Source organism: Pseudolysinimonas kribbensis (assembly GCF_039531715.1).
In the GTDB taxonomy this organism is placed as follows: domain Bacteria; phylum Actinomycetota; class Actinomycetes; order Actinomycetales; family Microbacteriaceae; genus Pseudolysinimonas; species Pseudolysinimonas kribbensis.
In genome coordinates this window covers 641903-664533 of sequence record NZ_BAAAQO010000002.1, presented here as the reverse complement: position 1 = coordinate 664533, position 22631 = coordinate 641903, and the positions used below count along the sequence as shown (strand labels likewise).

25 protein-coding genes and 3 tRNA genes are annotated in these 22631 nt (G+C 70.2%); 14 read left to right on the top strand and 14 right to left on the bottom strand.

Annotated elements, in window-relative coordinates; all coding sequences use genetic code 11:
- The 5 genes from gyrA (at position 1) to ABD285_RS03885 (ending at position 4310) form a co-directional block, all read left to right on the top strand.
- Positions 1-2589 carry a DNA gyrase subunit A gene (gene gyrA / locus ABD285_RS03905; RefSeq protein WP_344200477.1) on the top strand — a complete coding sequence of 863 codons (2589 nt, stop codon included), beginning with the start codon at positions 1-3 and terminating at the stop codon, positions 2587-2589.
- Positions 2586-2993: a DUF3566 domain-containing protein gene (locus ABD285_RS03900; protein WP_284253978.1), complete on the top strand. Its 408-nt coding sequence runs from the start codon at positions 2586-2588 to the stop codon at positions 2991-2993. Before gyrA ends, ABD285_RS03900 begins: the two co-directional genes overlap by 4 nt.
- Before the next feature lie 37 nt (positions 2994-3030).
- Positions 3031-3104, top strand: a tRNA-Ile gene (locus ABD285_RS03895).
- Between the two features lie 166 nt (positions 3105-3270).
- Positions 3271-4209, top strand: a complete 939-nt coding sequence (locus ABD285_RS03890; RefSeq protein WP_284253977.1) for an NAD(P)-dependent oxidoreductase — start codon at positions 3271-3273, stop codon at positions 4207-4209.
- Between the two features lie 28 nt (positions 4210-4237).
- Positions 4238-4310: transfer RNA gene (locus ABD285_RS03885), tRNA-Ala, on the top strand.
- 9 nt (positions 4311-4319) lie between these two features.
- Here ABD285_RS03885 and ABD285_RS03880 read toward each other — a convergent pair.
- Positions 4320-5411, bottom strand: a complete 1092-nt coding sequence (locus tag ABD285_RS03880) for a tellurite resistance/C4-dicarboxylate transporter family protein (RefSeq protein ID WP_344200472.1) — start codon at positions 5409-5411, stop codon at positions 4320-4322.
- 98 nt (positions 5412-5509) lie between these two features.
- Between ABD285_RS03880 and ABD285_RS03875 the strand changes: the two genes are divergently transcribed.
- The gene (locus ABD285_RS03875; RefSeq protein ID WP_284253975.1) at positions 5510-5788 is read left to right on the top strand and encodes a 2TM domain-containing protein; all 279 of its coding nucleotides are present in this window, start codon (positions 5510-5512) and stop codon (positions 5786-5788) included.
- A gap of 6 nt (positions 5789-5794) precedes the next feature.
- Here the strand turns inward: ABD285_RS03875 and ABD285_RS03870 are convergent, their stop codons facing one another.
- Positions 5795-6289, bottom strand: coding sequence for an EXPERA domain-containing protein (locus tag ABD285_RS03870; RefSeq protein WP_284253974.1), 495 nt, complete (start codon positions 6287-6289; stop codon positions 5795-5797).
- 32 nt (positions 6290-6321) lie between these two features.
- Positions 6322-6852, bottom strand: a complete 531-nt coding sequence (locus ABD285_RS03865; protein ID WP_344200469.1) for a hypothetical protein — start codon at positions 6850-6852, stop codon at positions 6322-6324.
- Between the two features lie 135 nt (positions 6853-6987).
- On the opposite strand from ABD285_RS03865, the gene ABD285_RS03860 reads away from it, so the two are divergent.
- From ABD285_RS03860 to ABD285_RS03850, 3 genes are read left to right on the top strand one after another with little or no spacing between them, the layout of a single operon-like run.
- Positions 6988-7527: a peptidylprolyl isomerase gene (locus tag ABD285_RS03860; RefSeq protein ID WP_344200466.1), complete on the top strand. Its 540-nt coding sequence runs from the start codon at positions 6988-6990 to the stop codon at positions 7525-7527.
- A gap of 10 nt (positions 7528-7537) precedes the next feature.
- Positions 7538-8461 carry a rhomboid family intramembrane serine protease gene (locus tag ABD285_RS03855; RefSeq protein ID WP_284253971.1) on the top strand — a complete coding sequence of 308 codons (924 nt, stop codon included), beginning with the start codon at positions 7538-7540 and terminating at the stop codon, positions 8459-8461.
- The gene (locus ABD285_RS03850; RefSeq protein ID WP_284253970.1) at positions 8458-9375 is read left to right on the top strand and encodes a rhomboid family intramembrane serine protease; all 918 of its coding nucleotides are present in this window, start codon (positions 8458-8460) and stop codon (positions 9373-9375) included. Before ABD285_RS03855 ends, ABD285_RS03850 begins: the two co-directional genes overlap by 4 nt.
- Positions 9376-9428: 53 nt before the next feature.
- Here the strand turns inward: ABD285_RS03850 and ABD285_RS03845 are convergent, their stop codons facing one another.
- The gene (locus ABD285_RS03845) at positions 9429-9671 is read right to left on the bottom strand and encodes a cell division protein CrgA (protein ID WP_284253969.1); all 243 of its coding nucleotides are present in this window, start codon (positions 9669-9671) and stop codon (positions 9429-9431) included.
- Between the two features lie 64 nt (positions 9672-9735).
- Between ABD285_RS03845 and ABD285_RS03840 the strand changes: the two genes are divergently transcribed.
- Together ABD285_RS03840 and ABD285_RS03835 are read left to right on the top strand one after the other, a co-directional pair.
- Positions 9736-10572, top strand: coding sequence for a class E sortase (locus tag ABD285_RS03840; RefSeq protein ID WP_344200460.1), 837 nt, complete (start codon positions 9736-9738; stop codon positions 10570-10572).
- Complete coding sequence (locus ABD285_RS03835) at positions 10572-10736, top strand: hypothetical protein (protein ID WP_344200458.1); 165 nt, start codon at positions 10572-10574, stop codon at positions 10734-10736. The genes ABD285_RS03840 and ABD285_RS03835 overlap by 1 nt, the downstream gene beginning before the upstream one ends.
- 8 nt (positions 10737-10744) lie before the next feature.
- On the opposite strand, the gene pknB is transcribed toward ABD285_RS03835, so the two are convergent.
- The 7 genes from pknB to ABD285_RS03800 form a co-directional block, all read right to left on the bottom strand.
- A complete protein-coding gene (gene pknB / locus ABD285_RS03830; RefSeq protein ID WP_344200455.1) occupies positions 10745-12481 on the bottom strand; it encodes a Stk1 family PASTA domain-containing Ser/Thr kinase in 1737 nt (578 codons plus the stop codon).
- 62 nt (positions 12482-12543) lie between these two features.
- Complete coding sequence (locus ABD285_RS03825; RefSeq protein WP_344200453.1) at positions 12544-14205, bottom strand: serine/threonine-protein kinase; 1662 nt, start codon at positions 14203-14205, stop codon at positions 12544-12546.
- On the bottom strand, positions 14202-15665 hold the full coding sequence (locus ABD285_RS03820) for a peptidoglycan D,D-transpeptidase FtsI family protein (RefSeq protein WP_284253967.1): 1464 nt from the start codon (positions 15663-15665) through the stop codon (positions 14202-14204). The genes ABD285_RS03825 and ABD285_RS03820 overlap by 4 nt, the downstream gene beginning before the upstream one ends.
- Positions 15662-17137, bottom strand: coding sequence for an FtsW/RodA/SpoVE family cell cycle protein (locus ABD285_RS03815; protein ID WP_425564932.1), 1476 nt, complete (start codon positions 17135-17137; stop codon positions 15662-15664). Before ABD285_RS03815 ends, ABD285_RS03820 begins: the two co-directional genes overlap by 4 nt.
- Positions 17134-18378 carry a PP2C family protein-serine/threonine phosphatase gene (locus ABD285_RS03810; RefSeq protein ID WP_344200450.1) on the bottom strand — a complete coding sequence of 415 codons (1245 nt, stop codon included), beginning with the start codon at positions 18376-18378 and terminating at the stop codon, positions 17134-17136. The genes ABD285_RS03815 and ABD285_RS03810 overlap by 4 nt, the downstream gene beginning before the upstream one ends.
- Positions 18379-18382: 4 nt before the next feature.
- A complete protein-coding gene (locus ABD285_RS03805) occupies positions 18383-18916 on the bottom strand; it encodes an FHA domain-containing protein FhaB/FipA (protein WP_344200447.1) in 534 nt (177 codons plus the stop codon).
- Entirely contained in the window at positions 18913-19623 is a 711-nt protein-coding gene (locus ABD285_RS03800; RefSeq protein ID WP_284253966.1) for an FHA domain-containing protein, read from the bottom strand. The genes ABD285_RS03805 and ABD285_RS03800 overlap by 4 nt, the downstream gene beginning before the upstream one ends.
- Before the next feature lie 124 nt (positions 19624-19747).
- Between ABD285_RS03800 and ABD285_RS03795 the strand changes: the two genes are divergently transcribed.
- Positions 19748-19831, top strand: a tRNA-Leu gene (locus ABD285_RS03795).
- Positions 19832-19861: 30 nt separating this feature from the next.
- Here ABD285_RS03795 and ABD285_RS03790 read toward each other — a convergent pair.
- Entirely contained in the window at positions 19862-20317 is a 456-nt protein-coding gene (locus tag ABD285_RS03790; protein WP_344200442.1) for a GNAT family N-acetyltransferase, read from the bottom strand.
- Positions 20314-21099, bottom strand: coding sequence for a class I SAM-dependent methyltransferase (locus tag ABD285_RS03785; RefSeq protein ID WP_344200439.1), 786 nt, complete (start codon positions 21097-21099; stop codon positions 20314-20316). Before ABD285_RS03785 ends, ABD285_RS03790 begins: the two co-directional genes overlap by 4 nt.
- Positions 21100-21153: 54 nt before the next feature.
- On the opposite strand from ABD285_RS03785, the gene ABD285_RS03780 reads away from it, so the two are divergent.
- Together ABD285_RS03780 and ABD285_RS03775 are read left to right on the top strand one after the other, a co-directional pair.
- On the top strand, positions 21154-21405 hold the full coding sequence (locus ABD285_RS03780; protein WP_284253964.1) for a glutaredoxin domain-containing protein: 252 nt from the start codon (positions 21154-21156) through the stop codon (positions 21403-21405).
- 40 nt (positions 21406-21445) lie between these two features.
- Complete coding sequence (locus ABD285_RS03775; RefSeq protein WP_284253963.1) at positions 21446-22036, top strand: hypothetical protein; 591 nt, start codon at positions 21446-21448, stop codon at positions 22034-22036.
- Here the strand turns inward: ABD285_RS03775 and ABD285_RS03770 are convergent.
- Entirely contained in the window at positions 22033-22506 is a 474-nt protein-coding gene (locus tag ABD285_RS03770) for a MarR family winged helix-turn-helix transcriptional regulator (RefSeq protein WP_284255664.1), read from the bottom strand. The two genes, ABD285_RS03775 and ABD285_RS03770, sit on opposite strands and share 4 nt — an antisense overlap.
- Positions 22507-22631: the final 125 nt, after the last annotated feature.

Here is a 22631-nt window from a genome sequence, read left to right as displayed (position 1 = left end):
ATGACCGACACCACCGGAACCGACATCCCGGCGCCGGGAGGCCGCATCGAGCCGGTCGATCTCCAGCTCGAGATGCAGCGCAGCTACCTCGACTACGCGATGAGCGTCATCGTCGGGCGCGCCCTGCCCGACGTGCGCGACGGCCTCAAGCCCGTGCATCGCCGCGTCATCTACACGATGTACGACGGCGGCTACCGACCCGACCGCGCCTTCTCGAAGTGCACCCGCGTCATCGGCGACGTCATGGGGCAGTTCCACCCGCACGGCGACTCGTCGGTGTACGACGCCCTGGTCCGGCTCGTGCAGCCGTGGTCGCTGCGGTATCCCCTCGCGCTCGGACAGGGCAACTTCGGCTCCCCGGGCAACGACGGCGCCGCCGCGCACCGGTACACCGAGACCAAGATGGCGCCGCTCGCCATGGAGATGGTCCGCGACATCGACGAGAACACCGTCGACATGCAGGACAACTACGACGGCCGCACCCAGGAGCCCATCGTGCTCCCGAGCCGGTTCCCGAACCTGCTGGTCAACGGATCGGTCGGCATCGCGGTCGGCATGGCCACCAACATCCCGCCGCACAATCTGCGCGAGGTGTCGGAGGCGGCGCTGTGGGCGCTCGAGCATCCGGATGCCACCAAGGAGGAGCTGCTCGAGGCGATCATCGCGCGGGTGAAGGGCCCCGACTTCCCGACCGGAGCGCAGATCCTCGGGGTGAAGGGCATCCACGACGCCTACCGCACCGGACGCGGCTCCATCACGATGCGTGCGGTCGTCGACGTGGACGAGCACCAGGGGCGCACCCGGCTCATCATCACCGAGCTGCCCTACCAGGTGAACCCCGACAACCTCGCGGTCAAGATCGCGGAGCTCGTCAAGGACGGCAAGATCGGCGGCATCGCCGACATCAACGACGAGACCTCGGGTCGCACCGGTCAGCGCCTGGTCATCACGCTCAAGAAGGACGCCGTCGCGAAGGTCGTCCTCAACAACCTGTACAAGCACACGCAGCTGCAGGAGAACTTCGGCGCGAACATGCTCGCGATCGTCGACGGCGTGCCGCGCACTCTCGCGATCGACCAGTTCATCTCGTTCTGGATCGAGCACCAGATCTCCGTGATCGTGCGGCGCACGCAGTTCCGCCTCGACAAGGCGGAGGCCGACGCCCACATCCAGCGCGGCTACGTCAAGGCGCTCGACGCCCTCGACGAGGTCATCGCGCTGATCCGCCGCTCACCGGACGTCGACGAGGCGCGGCAGGGGCTCATCAAGCTGCTGGACGTCGACGAGGCGCAGGCCGACGCGATCCTCGCCCTCCAGCTGCGCCGCCTGGCCGCGCTCGAGCGCCAGAAGATCCAGGATCGCCTGGCCGAGCTCGAGAAGGAGATCGCCGGCTACCAGGCGATCCTCGCGAGCGAGGTCATGCAGCGCGAGATCATCACCGCGGAGCTCGGCGAGATCGTCGCCAAGTACGGCGACGAGCGGCGCACCACGATCCTGCTCGGGTTCGACGGCGACATGAGCGTCGAAGACCTGATCCCCGAGGAGGAGATGGTCGTCACCATCACCCGCGGGGGCTACATCAAGCGCACCCGCAGCGACAACTACCGCTCGCAGCATCGCGGGGGTCGCGGGGTGAAGGGGGCGCAGCTGCGCGCCGACGACGTCGTCGAGCACTTCTTCGTGACGACGACCCATCACTGGCTGCTGTTCTTCACGACCGCCGGCCGGGTCTACCGCGCGAAGACCTACGAGATCCAGGAGGCCGGCCGTGACGCGAAGGGACAGCACGTCGCCAACCTGCTCGCCCTCCAGCCGGAGGAGGAGATCGCCCAGGTGCTCGCGATCCGCGACTACTCCGCCGCCGACTACCTCGTGCTCGCCACCCGCGGCGGGCTCGTCAAGAAGACGCGCCTGACCGAGTACGACACGAATCGCACGGGCGGCATCATCGCCATCAATCTGCGCGAGGGCGACGAGCTCGTGTCGGCGATGCTCGTGTCGCAGGGCGAGGAGATCCTGCTGGTCTCCCGGAAGGGTCAGTCCCTGCGATTCTCGGCGACCGACACGGCGCTGCGGCCGATGGGACGCTCGACGTCGGGCGTCAAGGGCATGGACTTCCGCGCGGGCGATGCCCTGCTGTCGGCCTCCGTCGTGAGCGACGAGGGCTTCGTGTTCGTCGTGACCGAGGGCGGCTACGCCAAGCGCACCTCGGTCGACCAGTACCGGGTGCAGGGTCGCGGCGGGCTCGGCATCAAGGTCGCGAAGCTCAGCGAGGACCGCGGCGATCTCGCCGGCGCACTCATCGTCGACGAGAGCGACGAGACCCTCGTCGTCCTTGCCAGCGGCAAGGTCGTGCGCTCGGCGGTCGCCGAGGTGCCGGCGAAGGGCCGCGACACCATGGGGGTCGTCTTCGCGCGCTTCGACGACGAGGATCGGATCATCGCGATCGCCCGCAACAGCGAGCGCAACCTCGAGGCGGCTGAGACCGACGACGAGGCCGTGCCCGGCGCTCAGGAGGAGACCGGTACGGTAGAGGGCGATTCCGCGCCGGTGGAGTCGTCTGATGGAGAGGATCAGCCCGGAGCATGAGCAGCGTCGCCGAGAAACTCCAGCGCAAGGACTCCCGCAGCGTCTCCAACCGGCAGGTGCGCCTGCGCCTGGTCTACGTCGACTTCTGGTCGGTCGTGAAGCTGTCGTTCCTCATCTGGCTCTGCCTGGGGATCGTGCTCATCGTCGCGAGCCTGCTGATCTGGGTCGTGCTGTACTCGACGCACGTCTTCGACCGGCTCGACGGGGCGCTGCAGGACATCCTGAACGACAAGTCGTTCTCGATCACCGACTCGTTCGGCCTCAGCAAGGTGGCGCTGTTCACGTTCGTCGTCGCGATCCTCGACACCATCGTCGGCACGGTGCTCGGGGCGATCGCGGCACTGCTGTACAACCTCAGCGTGCGCTTCACCGGCGGTGTCCTGGTGGGATTCCAGAACAACTGACGCGATCGACTACAGTAGGCAAGGCCCTTCGGGGCATGGGGCTATAGCTCAGGCGGTTAGAGCGCTTCGCTGATAACGAAGAGGTCCCAGGTTCAAGTCCTGGTAGCCCCACTGTGCTTGTCGGTGCGCCGCCGCTTCTGCGGCGCACGCCGCTCCGCCGGCCGCGCGCGGGCGCCCGGCTACGCTGGGTCGGTGCGCCGCCGCTCCTGCGGCGTGCTGCCGCTCCGCGGCACGAGCGCGGTCGCGCCGCTTCGCTGGAGAGCTGCCGGAGGTGGGAATGAGTCGCGACCCGATCCCGGAGCCGGCGATCAGTGTGGTGCCGGAGGGCGATGCGGTGCTCGAGGGCGCGATCCGGGAGGCCGGCGGCCGGGTCGTGCCGCTGTCGGCCGAGACGGAGGGTATCGTCTGCGGACACGGTCGCGCCGCTCACGATGCGCTCACCGACGCGCTGTCGGCCTGGGCGCAGGTGCGCTGGGTGCAGCTGCCGTCGGCGGGCATCGAGGCCTACGCGCACCTGTTCGGCGACGGCGATCGCGACTGGACCTGCGCGAAGGGCGCATACGCGGAGCCGGTCGCCGAGCACGCCCTCCTGCTGATCCTGTCCTGCCTGCGCGACCTGCCGCATCACGCCCGCACACGCACCTGGCTCACCCCGCGCACCGGTCGCTCGCTGTTCGACCGTCGCGGCGTGATCATCGGCGGCGGCGGGATCGCGACGGAGCTGCTCCGGATGCTCGCCCCCTTCCGCGTGAGCACCACCATCGTCCGCCGCAGCCCGGTTCCGGTCGCAGGCGCCGACCGCACCGTCACGGCGGACCGCCTCGACGAGGTGCTGCCCGAGGCCGACGTCGTGGTGGTCGCCGCGGCGAGCACCGCCGAGACCGTCCGGCTGCTCGACGCGCGCCGGTTGGCGCTGCTGCCGCCGGAGGCCGTGATCGTCAACATCGCCCGCGGCCCGCTCATCGACACCGACGCGCTCGCCGACGCGCTGGCGGCGGGCCGGCTCGCGGCCGCCGGGCTCGACGTCACCGACCCCGAGCCGCTGCCCGACGGGCACCCGCTCTGGAGCGAGCCGCGTTGCGTCATCACCTCGCATCACGCCGACACCGAGGACATGATGTCGCCGCTGTACGCGCGTCGCGTGCGCGAGAATGTGCGCGCCCTTCGCGACGGGACGCCGCTGGTCGGCGTCGTCGATCCGGTCGCGGGATACTGACGCGCGCACCGGGTACGGTGGATGCCGCGGGGCCTTAGCTCAATTGGTAGAGCGCCTGCTTTGCAAGCAGGAGGTCAGGGGTTCGATTCCCCTAGGCTCCACTCCCCGGCTCAGGTCGTGATCGCGCCCTGCTCCGTTCGCCGCCGCGGTCGGCGCACGAGCACGACGACCAGAAGCGCGGCGACCAGCAGCCAGGCCGCGACGCCGACCCACACCCACACGGCGGCGAGATCCTGCAGGAACCGGACATGGATCGCGCGACCGAGCGTGACGGAGGCGACCGCGTACATCCCGAGCGGGAACACGACGCTCCACAGGCCGGGCTCGTATCCCCAGGAGTGGCGACGGATGACGTGCCGCCAGACGCCGAACAGCACGAGCGCCGGGATGAACCAGGTGCCGAACGCCCAGAGCACGACGGCGAGGCCCGCGACGAAGCCGTGCATCTCGGCGACCAGGCCGAGCCGGTCATGCGCCGGAAGGGTCAGGATGCCGGCGGCGGCGCGCACGCTGATCGCCGTCGCGCCCATGAGGATCCAGTAGGTGGGGCCCATCTCCCGGGGCGTCGTCTCGATGAGGAACAGCCGCAGGAAGATGATGACCACGAGCACGAGGTAGAGCACGACGCCGACGCTCCAGAACATGACCGCGCCGGCCTCGAGCAATTCGGTTCCGAGCGGCCACGGCAGCTCGGGGGCGATGGCGGCCGCGAGCACGGCGACCGATTGCGTGCCGACGACCCAGATCAACCAGGTGCCGGTGATCTCGCGCAGCCGGGGGCGGTTTCCCGCCAGGACGATGGAGCACAGCAGCCCGTAGGTCAGCACCACCCAGATCAGGAACGCCACGACGCCGAGCACGAGGGCGACGAGCCACAGCCCGTGGACCGCGAGCGCCGTGCCGAGCACGTTCCCGGCGGCGACGACGGTGAAGTACCCGACGGCGCTCGAGGGGGCCGTGATCGACGCGAGCGTCCGACCCGGGAAGAGCGCGGCGCGGGCGGCATACGCGGCGAGCAGTAGGACGAACCCGACGGCGGTGGCCACGAGCAGCACGAGGGCGAGGACCGGATGCCCGAGCAGCCGGCACCCGATGGAGACGATGCCGGTCGCCATGACGAGGGCGAAGGACCCGGGAGCGAGCGTCGCCAGCCACGCGGACGGACGACGCTCCGGCATCGGCTCGAGGCCTCGACCAACCACCGGGGCTCCCTCCGACTCCGTCTCATTGAAGCACTCGACGCGCGATCGACCAGCGCGAGCCTCGCGCGCCGAATGTCCGTGCCCCCTACACTGGCCGCGTGAGCGAGGACATCCGCGAGGTCGCCCGGAAGCGCATCAAGGCCCGACGCGACTTCTGGTACATGATCGCCGTCTTCATCGTGGTCTCGATCCTGCTGATCGCGGTGTGGGCGTTCACCGGCTCCCACGACTACTTCTGGCCGATGTGGCCGCTGTTCGGTTTCGCCATCGCGACCGTGTTCTCGGCGCTGTCGGTATTCGGGCCCACCTCGCGTCCGATCTCGCAGGACCGGATCGACGACGAGGTGCGCAAGCTGGGCGGCGACCCGCGCGCCTGACCGCTCTCAGAACCGGCGCGTGAACGGGAGCGGCTTGCGCATCCGGATGAGCAGCAGCAGCGGCACCACGATGTAGGGCAGGTTGAACGCGAGGAACACCGCCGGGTTCGGCGTGTGCTCGCCGGGGCCGCCGAAGAACTCGACGCCGAAGATCGGGATGCCGGTCATCGCGATGATCATCGTCGCGTAGATGACCGACGGCAGCTGGATCCAGTTCCAGCGCTTGACGATCGAGATGATCAGCAGCACGTAGAAGATCACATAGACGAAGGCGGACGTGCCGCTGATGAACCGCAGCCAGAGGGGGTGCGACTGGTAGAGCGGGTCGAAGTTCGACGCGTACCAGAAGTTCCACTGCACCAGGATGTTCGGCGAGTCCGCCACCTGATCGAGCCCGAGGCCCTCGACCGAGTCGCTGATGATGCACGTGACGATGAACACGCTGAAGATGACCAGAAAGAAGATGTCGATCGGTCGTGCGCGCAGCGGCAGGTTCTTCACCCGCCGGAGCCTAGCGAATGCGGCGGGAGAAGCTAGTCATCCTCGCCGATGTCGGCAGCGCCGACCTCGCCCAGATCCTCGATCCAGAGGTCGTCGTCCGCACGCAGGGTCTGCCAGGCGGCGTAGAGCACACCCGCGACCGCGACCGCGCCGATGCCGAGCGCGATGTAGCGGCCGACCGGAGTCTTCTTCTTCACGGGGAGGGGGGTCACCTTTCCGATGCGGTCCGTGACCGAGGCTGCCTTGCGCACGACGTCGCGCACGCGGGGATCGCGGGTCGCCTCGAGCACGGCCAGGGCCGAGCCCACGGCGCCGGAGACGGCCGGCAGCATGTCATGGCTGATGCCGTGACGCGCGGAGGCGACCGCGGGACGGATGCGGTCGTCGTAGGCGGAACGCACGCGCGGCCCGACCTCTTCGCGGGCGTAGTTGCCCGCCTGCCGACGGGCCTCCCGCAGCACGGTGCTGGCGTGGTCGATCGCCTCGCGCTGCTCCTGCCACAGGTCTTCGGCCGAGCGCCGGAGACGCTTCAGCTCCTTCTGACGCTTGCGGGAGAGAGCCATGGTGACCTCCGTCCGTGGGATGCCGCCGCGGCGGCCGGTGCACCCATCCTGGCATGGGGGGCCGACGGCCACGCTCCACCGCGCCTGGACATCCGCTCCGAGCATCGTCGGAGCCCGCATGACACAATCATCACCATGCCAGCCCCCACCGCGGTCGCGACTCTGCACACCAACCACGGCGACATCAAGCTCAACCTCTACGGCAACCACGCACCGAAGACGGTCGGCAACTTCGTCGGCCTCGCCACCGGGGCCAAGGAGTGGACCGACCCCGAGACGGGTCAGCCGACGAGCAAGCCCCTCTACGACGGCGTGATCTTCCATCGGATCATCCGCGACTTCATGCTCCAGGGCGGCGACCCGCTCGGCAAGGGCATCGGCGGTCCGGGGTACCAGTTCGATGACGAGATCCACCCCGAGCTGAACTTCAACGAGCCCTACGTGCTCGCCATGGCGAACGCCGGCATTCAGATGGGGCGCGGCACCAACGGGTCGCAGTTCTTCATCACCACCGCGCCCACCCAGTGGCTGCAGGGCAAGCACACGATCTTCGGCGAGGTCGCCGACGACGCGTCGAAGAAGGTCGTCGACGAGATCGAGGGCGTGTCGACCGACGGGCGCGACAAGCCGCTGGACGACGTCGTCATCCAGAGCGTCGACGTCACGCCGGTCTAGCGGCCACCCCATGAGCGGGGTCGGCCCCGAGGTGGATGCCTCGGTCTGCTACCGCCATCCCGACCGCACCAGCTGGACGCTGTGCGAGCGGTGCGGCCGCACGATCTGCCCCGAATGCCAGATCCTCACGCCGCAGGGCGTGCGGTGCCCGACGTGCATCGAAGAGCTCGGCGGCTCGGTGCAGTGGACCCCGGCCTCCGGTCCGCGGCCCGCACCCAAGCCGGTCAAGCGCAAGCGGGTCCGCGTCCGCTCCGGCGCCGTTCTGGACGACCGTCCGGCCTGGCAGCGCGTCGCGCTCGGGATGCTGCGCCCCGGCGACGAGAGCCCGGTCATCAGCTGGGCGACGGCGGCGATCGCGACGGCGGTGTGGCTGGTCGGGCTCTTCACCCCGGTGCTGAGCCTGTGGCTCGTCGCCCTCCCCGGCCTCGGCTGGCAGGTGTGGCGCTTCGTCACGGCGTCGATCGCGAGCGCGCCGGGGGCGAGTCTCGCGGGGGTGCTCAGCTTCGTGCTGAGCGTGCTCGTGTTCCTGCTCACGGCCCCGCTCGCCGAACGACAGCTCGGGCGACGCCGTTTCGTCGTCGTGCTGCTCGCCGCCGGGATCGCAGGGGCGGCCGCCGCGGTCATCGTGGGCTACCCGGGATACGGCCTGTACGGCATCATCTACGGCCTGTTCGGCGCGACGCTGATCCAGGTGTGGTCCTCACCGGGGCTGCGCACCCAGCTGCTCGTGATGATCGGCGTCTACGTGCTCATCACGCTCATCCTCAGCCCCGCCCTGCTGCCGGCGATCGTCGGCGGCATCCTCGGGGGTACCGGTGCCGCCTTCATCGAGCGCCGCTTCGAGGAGCACCGCAGCCGGCGCGTGCCCTACGGCCTCATCGCGGGCGGGCTCGCCGTGCTCGTCGTCATCGCGATCGTGCGAGGGCTGCTGTGAGCACCCCCGCGCCGCTCGAGGAGACCCAGTCGGCGACCTGCTACCGGCATCGCGACCGGCAGAGCTTCATCCACTGCCAGCGCTGCGGCCGCACGATCTGCCCGGACTGTCAGACGCCGGCGCCGGTCGGCGTGCTCTGCCCCGAGTGCATGCGTGAGGGCCGGGCATCCGTCGCGGCGACGCGCGCGGGAGGCCCCGGCGGCTACGCGCGCCGGCTGCTGCCGCAGGGCGTGCCGGTCGTCACCTACGTGATGATGGCCCTCTGCCTCGTCGTCTACATCGGTCAGCTGGTCAGCGGCGGGCTCGTGACCAACGCCGGCGTGCTCGACCCGCGGCTCGTGGCGAGCGAGCCGTGGCGGATGATCACCTCCGCCTTCCTGCACTCCCCGCAGTCCTTCCTGCACATCCTCTTCAACCTCTACGCCCTGTTCATCTTCGGGCCGGCGCTCGAGCGGTTCCTCGGCCGGTTGCGCTACCTCGCGCTGTACCTCGTGACGGCTCTCGGCGGGAGCGTCGGTGTCGTCCTCGTCTACCAGCTGTGGGTCGTCTCGGGTCACGCGTCGGCGCAGTGGCTCGGCACTCTGCTCTCGCCGTCCTCCGCGCTCGGCGCCTCGGGCGCGATCTTCGGCCTGCTGGGCGCGATCATCGCGCTGCGCACGGCGATGGGCGTGCAGTCGATGCAACTGCTCATCGTCGTCGTCGCGAACCTGGCGATCAGCTTCTTCGTGCCGGGCATCGCATGGGAGGCCCACCTCGGCGGCCTGCTGACCGGGCTCGCGATCGGCTACGTGTTCCTGCGCACGAGGCGCAATCGGCCGCGCTCGGTGCAGGTCGCGATCGTCGCGGGCATCGCGATCCTGCTCGTGCTGATCACCGTCGCGTGCGTGGTCACCGAACGAGCGCAGTACTTCTAGAGCGACCTATCCACAGGCTCGTCCACAGTGTGGACGAATGACAGCGGTGTGATTCAGCGCCAGCGGGTCGTCATCAGGAAGCCGATGAACATGATCCCGAAGCCCACCAGGATGTTCCAGTTGGCCAGCTGCGGAATCGGCCACTGCTGGTTGCTGAGGTAGAAGACGATGATCCACGCCAGCCCGACCAACATGAAGCCGAACATCACCGGGCGGAACCACACCGGGTTGGGTGCGCTCTCACCCCGGGTCTCGTCCGAAGGCTCGCTCTTGCTGCGGGTCGTGGGTCGGGCCATGCCCGCAGTGTAGTCGACCGTTCTCCCAGCCGGCGGCTGCCGCCTGCGCCGTATGATGCAGCACATGACCGAGCCCGAGGGGGACGGCGCCCCGGCCCAGCGGGCCGCCGCGCGCCCGAGGAGAGGACGTCGATCCACCGGCGTGCGCAGCGCGAACGGCCGGCCGCGGCGCCGCATCTCCGTCGTCGGCGTGCTGGGCGAAGTGCTCATCACGGCCGGTGTGCTCGTGCTCATGTTCCTCGGCTGGCAGCTCTGGCTGCAGGACATCATCGTCGGGGGCCAGCTGCACGATCAGGCGCTCCAGCAGTCGCAGAAGTGGGATGCCACCAAGGCGAACACCAAGCCGGCCAGCTCCACGACCATTCCGGTCGCCAAGGCCCCCGCGAACGCGCAGCGGTTCGCGAACCTGATCGTGCCGCGCTGGAACCAGGCCGGTCAGCCGTTGTACGTGCGGCCGATCGCGCAGGGCGTCGGTGCCTCCGCCGTGCTCAACAAGAACAACCTCGGCCACTACCCGACCACGCAGATGCCGGGCGACGTGGGCAACTTCGCGATCGCGGCGCACCGCTCCGCGTACGGCGGCAACCTGCACCTCATCCACCAGCTGCACGTCGGCGATCACATCTACGTCGAGACGATCGACGGCTGGTACCAGTACTCGTTCCGCAACCTGCAGTACGTGCAGCCCACCGAGGTCGGCGTCATCGACCCGGTGCCCGAGGTGCCCGGTGTGCAGGCCGTCGACCGGATGATCACGCTCACGAGCTGCAACCCGTTCTATTCGACGGCCGAGCGCATCATCGCCTACGGCGACTTCGACAAGTTCATCCCGCGCGACGACGCGAAGCCGGATCACGGGGCGCCCGCCGAGATCGCCGACGTGTACGAAGGGAAGAAGTGATGTACGCGGCCCTGTGGCGAGTGCTCCCCGGGCCCTGGTGGGTGCGGCTGCTGATCGTGCTCGTCGCCGTGGCGGCGATCATCGCGGCCCTGGTGTTCTGGGTGTTCCCGTGGGTGCAGACCTTCGTCGCCCCGCAGGACGTCACGGTCCGCACCTCGCACTAGCGGGCGGGTCAGCCGCCCGAGCAGTAGGTGATCGTCACGGCCGACTTCTGCGGCACCTCGCCGATCGCCGACTGCGCCGTCACGTTGCCGCCGGAGCACGAGCCGTCGGCGACCAGCTTGACCTGCAGCTGGTAGTCGGGGCCGCTCAGCAGATCCCGCGCCGCCGTGAACGACTGCCCTCGCTGATCCGGGGCGTTGACGTTGCCGGTGGAGACGATGAGGTTGACCTTCTTGCCCTCGGGCACCTGCACACTCGTCGTCTGGATGCCCTCGAGGCCGTCGACCTGCGCGCCGACGACCGCTCCCTTCGCCACGGACGGCGAATCCTGCGACCGGATCTCGCCGACGACCAGGCCGGCGGCCTTGATCGCGGTCTGCGCGTCATCCTGCGTCTTGTAGACCAGCCCCGGGAGCGTGACGGTCGCGGGACCCGTCGAGACGACGACCTCGACCTGCTGACCGGGCACCACCTTCGTGCCGGCCTTCGGGGTGAGCGAGATCACGTGGTCCGGCTGGATCTTGTCGCTGGACTGGGTGACCTCGTTCACCTTGAGGTTGGCCTTCTCGAGCTTCTTCTCGGCCGCGCCCTTCTCGAGCCCGATCACATTCGGGACCTCGGTCTGCGCACCGGCGCCCACGAGGTTTTGCGGGGTGAGGCTGAAGACCCAGACGAGGGCCGCGACGACGATGACCGCCATCACCGCGATGCCGCCCCAGATCCAGGCGACCGGTGGCCGGCTCTGGGTGCGCGGGGCGGAGTCGTTGCCGTCCTCCGCTAGGCGGCGAAGGGTCGCCGACGACGCCGCGGTGGAGTTCGGGCTGACCCCGAACAGGGTGGCGTTGAAGTCGTCACCCGCGGGAACGCGATCGGGCACCTTGCCGGTCGAGGCGATGTCGAGGTCGGCCTTGAAATCCGAGGCCGACTGGAAGCGCTCGTCCTTGTTCTTGGCGAGCGCGCGCATCACGACCGCGTTCAGCGCCGGTGAGATCGAGGGATTGAGCGAATGAGGCGGGACGGGCGCTTCGCTGATGTGCTGGTAGGCGACGGCGACCGCCGTATCACCGCGGAAGGGCGGCCGGCCGGTGAGCAGCTCGTACAGCACGACGCCGGTCGAGTAGAGGTCGGTGCGCGCATCGATCGCGTCGCCGCGGGCCTGCTCGGGCGAGAAGTACTGCGCCGTGCCGAGGATCGCGCTGGTCTGGGCGATCGTCGCCGACGAGTCGGAGATCGCCCGGGCGATGCCGAAGTCCATGACCTTGACCTGGCCGGACGGCGTGACCATGACGTTGCCCGGCTTGATGTCGCGGTGCACGACCCCCGCGCGGTGCGAGTACTCGAGCGCGGTCAGGATGCCGTCCACCAGCTTGACGGCCTCGGCCGGCGGCACGGGGCCGCGGGCGATGAGGTCCTTGAGGAGGGTGCCCTCGACGCGCTCCATGACGATGAACGGCACCTGCACCTCGATGCCGCTCGCCTCGCGCACCGTCTCTTCGCCGGCATCGAAGACGCGCACGATCGTCGGGTGCGCCATCCGGGCCGCGGACTGGGCCTCCTGCCGGAACCGGGTGCGGAACGACGGGTCGTTGGCGAGGGAGGGCTTCAGCAGCTTGACCGCGACCTGCCGGCCGAGGCGGGCATCCGTGCCGGCATACACGTCGGCCATGCCGCCGTGACCGAGCAGCGCCCCCAGCCGGTAGCGTCCGGCGATGATGCGGACGTCGGGAGTCACCTCCTGATCGGTCACGCGTTCCTCCTCGACGTCCGCATCAGTGTAATGGGACGTTCCTCCGCGTCCGTCGCGTCGCGTCAGCCGATCGGGATGTTGAGCGGACTCGACACGGCCGACTGCAGGCCGGCCGATCCGCAGCTGGCCTGGTAGGTCACCGTCGCCGAGGTGGCGGTGGTGCTCAGCTCGATGTCCACGCTCTGCGCCGTCTTGTCGACGGTGTTGCCGGACGGGATCGTGTAGCCGCTCGCGTCGCCTCCGTTGAAGACGTAACCGGAGAGGGGGAACCCGGAGGGGCAGCTGGTGTACGGCGTCCAGGCGATCGTGATGGTGCCGTGCTGCGGCCCCGCGGGGGCGGTCGCGGCCGACGGAGCCGGAGCGCCCGGGTACGGCCCGTAGACGTAGACCTTGATGGTCTTGCCCTTCTCCACGTTGCCCGTCGGGTTCAGTCCGGAGACCTTGCCCTCGTCGTTCGGGGTGGTCGCGGCGGGGCCGTCCTGCCGGTCGACGGCGTAGCCGAGGACGCCCAGGGCCGCGGCCACCTGGTCGTAGGGCTTGCCGACGTAGTCCTCCTCGTTGATGAGGTGCGACGTGGCCGTCGGGGTGGGGGTGGGGGTCGGCGTCCTGCTCTGGGTGGTGTGCGACGAGGTCGGCGCCGCCTGCCCGGTCGGCCGGATGAGCAGCACGATGATGATCGCGATGAGCGCGACCGCGAGCACCGAGACGATCGCGATGAGCGGCCAGGTCCACGGATTGCGGCGCCGGATCGTCTGGGTGGTGGGGCCCGGGGTCGCGACCGCGCCGACCGCGCCGGCCGCGGCGCCGGCCGGCAGCAGCCGCGTGGCCGCCGAGGTGTCGGCGGCGAACGAGGAGACCGGGTCGTGGCCGGCGACACCCGGGACGGCGGCGACCGCGCCGGCGACATCCCCGCGGCGCAGCGCCTGGGCGGCCCGGGCGAGGTGTGCGGCCGTCGCGGGCCGGTCCTCCGGGCGCTTCGCGATGCAGGCGTAGACCAGGTTGCGCACCGGCTCGGCGATCGTGACCGGCAGCTCCGGGGGCGCCTCGTTGATCTGCGCCATCGCGATGGCCACCTGCGACTCGCCCGTGAAGGGCCGGCGGCCGGCGAGGCTCTCGTAGGCGACGATCCCGAGCGAGTAGATGTCGGTCGCGGGGGAGGCGGGATGCCCGCTCGCCTGCTCCGGCGACAGGTATTGGACCGTGCCCATCACCTGGCCGGTCGCGGTCAGCGGCACCTGGTCGGCGATCCGGGCGATGCCGAAGTCGGTGATCTTGACCCGGCCGTCGGGCGTGATCAGCAGATTGCCGGGCTTGATGTCGCGGTGCACGAGGCCGGCCTGGTGCGCCGCCTGCAGGGCGGATGCCGTCTGCGCGACGATGTCGAGCACCCGGTCGGTGGGCAGCACGTGCTCGCGCTCGAGGATCGAGCTGAGCGCCTCGCCGGGCACGAGCTCCATGACGAGGAACGCCGAGCCGTCCTCCTCGCCGTAGTCGAAGACGTTCGCGATGCCCTCGTGGTTGACGAGCGCGGCGTGCCGGGCCTCGGCGCGGAAGCGCTCCAGGAATCCGGGGTCGCCGAGGTACTCGTCCTTGAGGATCTTGATCGCGACGGTGCGACCGATCACGAGGTCGGTGGCCTGCCAGACCTCGCCCATGCCGCCGATCGCGATGCGGTTGCCGAGCTGGTACCGGCCACCGAAGGTGAGGCCGCTCGTGGGTCTCATCTGCTCAGCACCGCCTCAATGACCTTCTTGGCGATCGGAGCCGCGAGGGTGTTCCCGAAGCCGGCCTTGCCGATGCCGCCACCGTTCTGCACCACGACCGCGACCGCGACCTGGGGATCGTCCGCCGGGGCGAAACCGGTGAACCAGAGGGTGTACGGCAGCTGATTGTTCGCGCCGTTCTGTGCTGTGCCGGTCTTGCCCGCGACCTGAACTCCACTGATTCTTGCATTGCTCGCGGCACCGTTGTCGACGTTGTTGACCATGAGTTGCGTCATGGTCGCGGCGATGTCGGGGCTGACGGCCTGTCCGTAGCGCTCCGGGGCGAAGTCCTGCTTGGTCGTCAGGTCGGGATTGGTGATCGACTTCACGAGATTCGGCCGCATGAGCTCGCCGCCGTTGGCGATCGCCGCCGAGATCATCGCCATCTGGAGGGGCGAGGCCCGGTCGTCGCCCTGCCCGAAGCTCGAGAGCTCCTGGCGGGCGGGATCGCCGTTGGTCGACGGGTAGACGCTCGGCGTGACCGGCATCGGGACCGTCAGGTTCTTGTCGCCGAAGCCGAATGCCTTCGCTTGGGTCGCCACCTTGTCGTAGCCGAGATCCTTTCCGAGCTGGGCGAACGGGATGTTGCAGGAGTACTGCAGCGCCGTCTTGATCGAGGCGGTGTCGGCGCCGCCGCACGAGCCGCCCTCGGAGTTCGTGATGTAGGTGTTGGTGCCGCTCAGCTGCAGGCGGGGAGGGTTGGGGAAGGTGCTGTCCGGCGTGTACCCGTTGGCGAGAGCCGCGGAGGCCACGACGAGCTTGAACGTCGATCCGGGCGGATCGAGCCTGCCGGCGATCGCCCGGTTGATGAGCGGGTCGCCCGAGTCGTGGAGCAGCTGGTCGTAGGTCGCGATGACCTTCTTGGTGTCGTGGCCGGCGAGCACGTTCGGATCGAACGTGGGCTTGGAGACCATGGCGAGGATCGCGCCGGTCTTCGGCTCGAAGGCGACGACGGCGCCCGTGTAGTCGCCGAGCGCGTCCCACGCGGCCTTCTGCACCTTCGGGTCGATCGTGAGCGACACCGACGCGCCCTCGGGCTCCTTGCCGGTGATGATCGCGTTGACCTGGTCGAAGAACTGGTCGCTGCCGGTGCCGCTGAGCTCCTGGTTCTCGGCGCCCTCGATGCCGGTCGATCCCTGGTTGAGGGTGAAGTATCCGGTGACCGCCGAGTACAGCGGGCCGTCGGCGTACAGCCGCTGGTACTTGTAGGCGTCGTTGACGGGCACGGACTGGGCGATGGGCGTGCCGTCGACCAGGATCGCGCCGCGCTGGGTCTGGAAGCTCGCGTAGAACTCCCGCACGTTGCGCGGATCGGCCTTGAGGTTGGGCTGCTGGAAGACCTGGATGATCGTCGCCGACCCGAACAGGGCCAGGAACATGATGAGCACCACGATGCTGACGCGGCGCAGCTCCTTGTTCATCGGGCTCCCCTCGCGGTCGGGCCGCCGAGCGCCGTGCCGGCCGCGGGGGTGTCGACGACCCATCGCGGCTGGCTGCGCACGGAGTCGGACAGCCGCAGCAGCAGGGCCACGATGATCCAGTTCGCGACGAGCGACGAGCCGCCCGCCGCCATGAAGGGCGTGGTCAGACCGGTGAGCGGGATCACCCGCGTGATGCCGCCGATGACGATGAAGGTCTGCAGCGCCACGACGAACGACAGCCCGACCCCGAGCAGGCGGCCGAAGTCGTCCTGGCCGGTGAACCCAATGCGGAAGCCGCGCGAGACGAACAGCAGGTACAGGGCGAGGATCGCGAACACGCCGATGAGGCCGAGCTCCTCGCCGAGGCTCGCCATGATGTAGTCGCTCTGCGACAGCGGGGTGATCTGCGGCCGGCCGCGGCCGAGGCCCGTGCCGATGAGGCCTCCGTCGGAGAGTCCGAAGATGCCCTGCACGAGCTGGTAGCTGCCGCCCGGCTTGTCGTAGTTGGTCTTCGAGAAGGCGTCGAGCCAGGAGTCGATGCGACCGCCGACGTACGCGAGCGCCCGGCTGGCCGCGAAGGCGCCGCCGACGAACAGGATGAGACCCAGCACGACCCAGCTGAAGCGGCCGGTCGCGACGTAGATCATCACGAGGAACAGGCCGAAGTAGAGAAGGCCGGTGCCGAGGTCGTGCTGGAACACGATGACCGCCATCGCCGCGAGCCACACCACGACGATCGGGCCGAGGTCGCGGACCCGCGGCAGCCGCATCCCGAGCAGCCGGCGCCCGCCGATCGCGAGCGAGTCGCGGGCGGTCACGAGATAGCCGGCGAAGAAGATCGCGAGCGCGATCTTCGTGAGCTCACCCGGCTGGAAGCTGAAGGGCCCGATGCCGATCCAGACCCGCGCGCCGTTCACCGTCTTGCCGATCAGCGGCAGCATCGGCAGCAGGAGCAGGGCGAGCGCGACGAACATCGCGATGTAGCGGTAGCGCTGCAGCACGCGGTGATTTCGGATGACGAGCACCACGACGAGCGCGATGACGATCGCCATCGCCGACCAGACGACCTGCTTGACGCCGTTGGCATCCCAGCCCGTCCAGCCCTTGGCGATGTCGATGCGCGTGATCTCGGCGATGCCGAGCCCGTTGAGCAGGGTCGCGATGGGCAGCAGGAACGGGTCGGCGTCCGGCGCGACCACGCGCAGCGTGACGTGCACGGCGAGGATCAGCAGCGCGAGCACCGCCTCGAGTAGCATCATCGTGCCGCCGACGCGTCCGAGGGTGCCGAGATCGACGAGGGCGAGCGCGCCGCCGGCGAGGAGGAACGCCCCGACCAGCAGGACGAGCTCGAGATTGCGGCGGCGGGCCGGGGTGCGCAGCCGGATCCGGATGGTCTCGGTGAGCGTCGTGTGCGGCGACGCCTCCTCCGGCGCCGCGGCCGCCGGCACCGGATGGGCGCTCGCGGCGCTCACTGCTGATCGCCCGCCTGATTGGAGAGCCGGTCGACGATCGCCAGGGCGTCGCGCAGATCGTCGGCGCCGAGCGTGTTGCGAACGCTCTCGCGGTAGAACGCGGGGAGGTCGGCGACCTCGATGGTGGTCGTCTGGTAGACGCTCGAGAGGTGGATCGGGCCGATGTTCTGCTGCACCCCGCGGAAGACCGCGACCCGGCCGTGGTCGACGCCGACGTAGTAGCGGGACTGGGTCCACTGGTAGCCCACGACGACGGTCGTCACGATGACGGCGATCGCGAGGACGACGACGACGAGCCAGGTGATGCGCCGGCGCATCGCGCGGCGGCGGTCCTCCTGGATGAGCTCCTCGAGATAGCCCTCGCGCTCGGGCTCGAAGTGCGCGTCCTCCGGCTGGCTCGCCTTGAGCGGGTGCAGCAGCAGTGTGGGCAGGCGGATCGGCCGGCGCGCGCTCTCGCCCTCGAAGCTCAACGGCGCGGCCGCCGAGCCCACGAACAGGTGCTGCGGCGCCGGATCGTCGGAGTCGCCGATGTCGACGACGATCACCGTGACGTTGTCGGGCGCGCCGTGATCGAGGCTGTCCTTCACGAGCCGGTCGGCCGCGGCCTGCGCGCTCGTGGTCGACTGCAGTGCGGCGGCGATCCGCTCGTCGCTGACGTAGCTCGAGAGTCCGTCGGAGCACAGCAGCCACCGGTCGCCGGGGCGCGTGTCGAGCACCTTCGTGTCGATCTCGGGGGCGGCATCCACATCGCCGAGCACGCGCATGAGCACGGAGCGGCGGGGGTGGACCGCCGCCTCCTCGGGCGTGATGCGCCCGGAGTCGACCAGCCGCTGCACGAACGTGTGATCGGCGGTGATCTGCTCGAGCGTGCCGCCGCGCAACCGGTAGATGCGCGAGTCGCCGATGTGCGCGACGACGATCTGGCCGCCGACGAGCACGATCCCGCTCGCCGTGGTGCCCATGCCGGTGAGCTCGCTGTGCTCGAAGACCGTCTCGGCGAGCAGGGAGTTCGCGGCGATCAGCGCCGACTGCAACGCGAACTCGGCGTCGTGCGGGGAGGAGTACGTCTGGTCGGCCTCGGCGACGCGTTGGGCGACGATCGCGGAGGCGACATCGCCGCCGGCATGGCCGCCCATGCCGTCGGCGACGAGGAAGAGGTGGGAGCCCGCGTAGGCGGAGTCCTGGTTGTTGCTCCGGATCCTTCCGACGTGCGAGACGGCCGCGCTGGAGGTCGTGGCCACCGGACTACCGCCGGAGCTCGAACGTCGTGGTCCCGATGGTCACCGGCACGTTCGGGGGGATCGGGGTGGGAAGGGTCACGCGCACTCCGTCGAGGAACGTGCCATTGGTGGAGTCTAGGTCTTGGACCACCCACTGGTCGTTCCAGAGCATGAGCCGCGCGTGGTGCGTCGACGTGTAGTCGTCGCGGATCACGAGGCCGGATTCGCTCGAGCGCCCGATCGTCAGCTGCTCGGCCGGCAGGTCGATCGCCATGCCCTCACGCGGCCCGCTCGTGATCACGAGACGCTTCGGCGTCGTGTCGTCGGCGAGGGGCGGCTGCCGGCGGACGGGTTCGGTGACGGCGGCGGTGGCGGCCGCCGGGGGCGCGGCGGTCGCCGCGACGGCGGGGGCCCCGGCACTCGCCGGAGGCGGCATCCGGCGCACGCGCTGCCCGAACAGGTCGGAGCGCAGGGCGAACACCACGACGAAGACGAACACCCACATCAGCAGCAGGAACCCCAGCTGCAGCACGAGCAGCGTGAGGCTGCTGGCGTTCATCGACCGCCCTCGCGCCGGACGTCGGCGTACTGGTCGGGCGACGCGGACTGGGCGAGCACCCGGAACACGATACGGGTGCGGCCGATCTCGATGACCGAGTCGGGCGGCAGGGCGACCTTCGTGACCCGCTGCCCGTTCAGGAGGGTGCCGTTCGTGGAGCCGAGATCGTCGAGCTCGGCGCGGCGCCCGTCCCAGAGGATCTGGGCGTGATGCCGGGAGGCGCCGGTGTCGTCGAGGGTGACATCGGCATCCGACCCGCGGCCGATCACGCTGCGCCCCTTGTGCAGCGGGAACCGCTTGCCGCCGATGTCGAGCACCGGATTCCAGGACACTTCGCCCTTGAGGTTGGCCGAGTCGATGCGCAGCACGCCCGCGGTGAGGGCGTCGTCGCGCTGGAGCGTGATCGAGATGCCGCCCGCGAACGAGTAGCCCTGGGCGACGGCGTGCTGCTGCACCAGCTGCGTGAACTCGTCGATGAGCGCCGGACCGAGCCCCGTCATCCGGGCGTAGTCGTCGGCCGACAGCCGCACCGTGAAGTCGTTGGGCACCAGGATGCGGTCGCGCGCGACCACCGCGGCGCGGGTGTCGAGCTCGCGGCGCAGCGCCGAGGTGATCTCGAGGGGCTGCAGACCGCTCTTGAAGGTCTTGGCGAAGGCGCCGTTGACGACGCGCTCCAAGCCCCTCTCGAAGCTGTCGAGAATCCCCACGGAGTCTCCTCCCGATCGGTAGACCGAATGCTACCGACCCAATCCGGGAGCGCCAGGCCGGAGTTCAGCCGGTTCGCACCTGGATGGTAATGTCGCCTGGTTGATCGCGACGGAGCGATCTCACGCGCGAGTGGCGGAATTGGCAGACGCGCTGGCTTCAGGTGCCAGTGCCCGCAAGGGCGTGGGGGTTCAAGTCCCCCCTCGCGCACATCGATGGATCGTCGTGACGACCCTCCTCCTACCGGCTGAGCTCCAGTCGGCGATCGGACCCCACGAAGCCGAGCCGGCGGTAGAACGGCAGCGCGCCCTCGCTCGAATGGACCGTGAACTCCGTGACGCCCCGGCGGCCGGCCTCGTCGAGGAGCAGGCGCACCAGGCGCTCACCGATCGCCTGGTTGCGCAGGCCGGGCCGCACGTAGACGCTCTGCACGTCGCCGGAGAGCCGCAGGCGTTCGTGTGCGTTGGGCACGCGCTCGAAGACCGCGAGCCAGGCCATGCCGACCGGCTCGTGCCCGGCGGTCGCGATGGTGCACAGGTAGCGCTCGCCCTGGCGGCGCATCCAGTCCCCGAGGTGCGCCGCGAAATCCGGGGCGGCGGCGGGCGGAGCCGGTGCGGGCGGAGGCGACCATTCGAAACGGAGTTGCGTGAGCTCCGCCGCATCGACGGGCGACGCGAGACGGACGACGACGGTCATGACTCCCCCTTCTCTCCGACGGCGAGCAGCGCGGCGGCCGGAAAGTGCAGGAGCCCGTCGGCGCCGGTGAGGTCGCCGGTCCGGATGCGGTACGCGCTGCGGATGCCGCGCCGGATGCCGTCGTCGTTCGCGCGATAGGTCGTGCCGATCGTGCCCGCACCCCCGGCGACCCCGGCCCAGAGGTCGTCGGCGGCGATTGCGAAGTCCCACTCGAGGGTGCGGCCCACGACATCGTGCAGCCCCGCCTCGGTGAGGGCCGCGGCCAGGCCGGGCCCGCTGCGGTCGAAGTCGAGCTCCGGCGAGAGGGTCGTGCCGGGCGGGCTGACGGCCCCGGCATCCCGGACGATGCCCGACCACAGGCCGTTCAGCTCGGTGCGGCGGCGCGGCCAGATCGTGATCGCGACGGTGCGGCGGGCGACGCGGGCGAGCTCGGCGAGGGCGGCGCGCGGGTCGTGCGTGTGGTTCACGACGAAGTTGGCGGTGACGGCGTCGAAGGCGCCGTCCGCGTGCGGCAGGTGCGGCAGCGTCGCCTGGCGATACCGGATGCCGCCGCCGAGCGACGCGGCGAGCGCGACCATCGACGGCTCCGCGTCGCCCGCCTCCACGCGCCAGCCGCGGGCGGCGGCCGCGCGGGCCAGGCTGCCGGGACCGGTGCCGACGTCGAGAAGCGTCCCGTAATCCGGGCGCTCGATCGCGTCGAGGAGCGGCTCGATCGTGCCGGCGCACAGGTGCGCGAAGGAGGCCGCGTACGCGTCCGCGGTCCCGTCCCATTCGCCCGGCACGCCTCTCACGCTAGCGAGCGGAATGGCGCCGGTCCGCCGCCGGTTGCACCGGGCATGAGCGAGAAGGTCACGATGTACGGCGCCGACTGGTGCAGCGACTGCCGGCGTACCAAGGCGCAGCTGGATGGGCTGGGCGTGGCCTACGACTACATCGACGTCGAGGCCGACGCCGCGAGCGCGGAGGCCGCGCAGCGCATCTCGGGGCGCATCAACATCCCGGTCGTGGTCTATCCCGACGGGTCGCACCAGGTGGAGCCGAGCAACCCCGACGTCGAGGCGAAGCTGCAGGAGCTCGCGATCGTCTAGGTGTCCGCGCCGGACGGCCGTCGCCAATAGCATCTGAGAGATGCGATGGTGGCGACGCCGGCGCGCGGACGTCGGCACCTTCAAGGCGCCTGCGCCCCTGCCCCCGGCGACGCTCGACGACCTCGTCGCCGACGGGCTGCTCATCGCCGAGTCCGCCGCCCGGATGACCGTCAAGAACGAGGTGATCCTGCGGGCGGTGCGCGACCGCGCCGACTACCGGCCCGAGTTCGCCCGGGCGATCGCCCGTGAGGAGCTGCGCCGGCTCGCGGTCGAGAGCCGGGCCGACGCCCGTCGCCTCGACGAGGAGCGCGCCCGCGCTGAGGACCGCACGGGCAAGGCGTCGCACCAGGCCGACTACCGCGAGGGCGATGTGGGTCACCTGACCCGGCGCAGCGAGGCCCTCGTCGCGCTCGCCGACCGCCTCATCCGCCTCTCGGCCGATGACGCGCACCTCGACGCGCTCGTGGACGAGGCCCGGCGTCAGGCGTGGGACGAGGTTGGCGACAGCATCGCCGAGCGCACCGCGACGGCGTGGTCGCTCGGGAGCCGGCTCTCCGCCGCGGAGCGGGCCCGGCGCGTGGCGCTCGTCGTCGACGACCTCCGTGAGCTGCGGAGGCTGGGCGGCGGTTAGGCGACCCGGGCGGAGCTCAGCCCGGCGCGCGCGGCCCGGCCGACCTCGAGCAGGGTGTCGCGCATGCGCTCCAGCTCGGACAGGTCGATGCCGAGCCGGTCGATGATCGTCGGCGGCACGGCGAGCGCCTTGGTCCGCAGCGCGGTACCGGATGCCGTGAGCGCCACCGCGAGCGCTCGCTCGTCATCGGGGTTGCGCTTGCGTTCGAGCAGGCCGGCCGACTCGAGGCGGCGCAGCAGCGGACTGAGGGTGGCGGGCTCCAGCGACAGCCTGCGGCCGAGCGAGCGGACGCTCTGCGGGCTCTCCTCCCAGAGCGCGAGCATGACCAGGTACTGCGGATGGGTCAGCCCGAGCGGCGCGAGCACCTCGCGGTAGAGGGCGACGACGTCGCGCGCGGCCGTGACGAGCGCGAAGCACACCTGGCGGTCGAGGGCGAGCAGGTCGGCGGAGGGAGCGGTCGTGGGCACGATGCAAGCATAGTGCGCTAATCGTTAGTACACTCATTGTTTGTGGACACACGAATCCGCTGGTGGGACCGCCTCAACCGCGCCGTCTTCCCCTTCATGGGGCCCGCCCAGCTCGGCCCCGGGCGCGG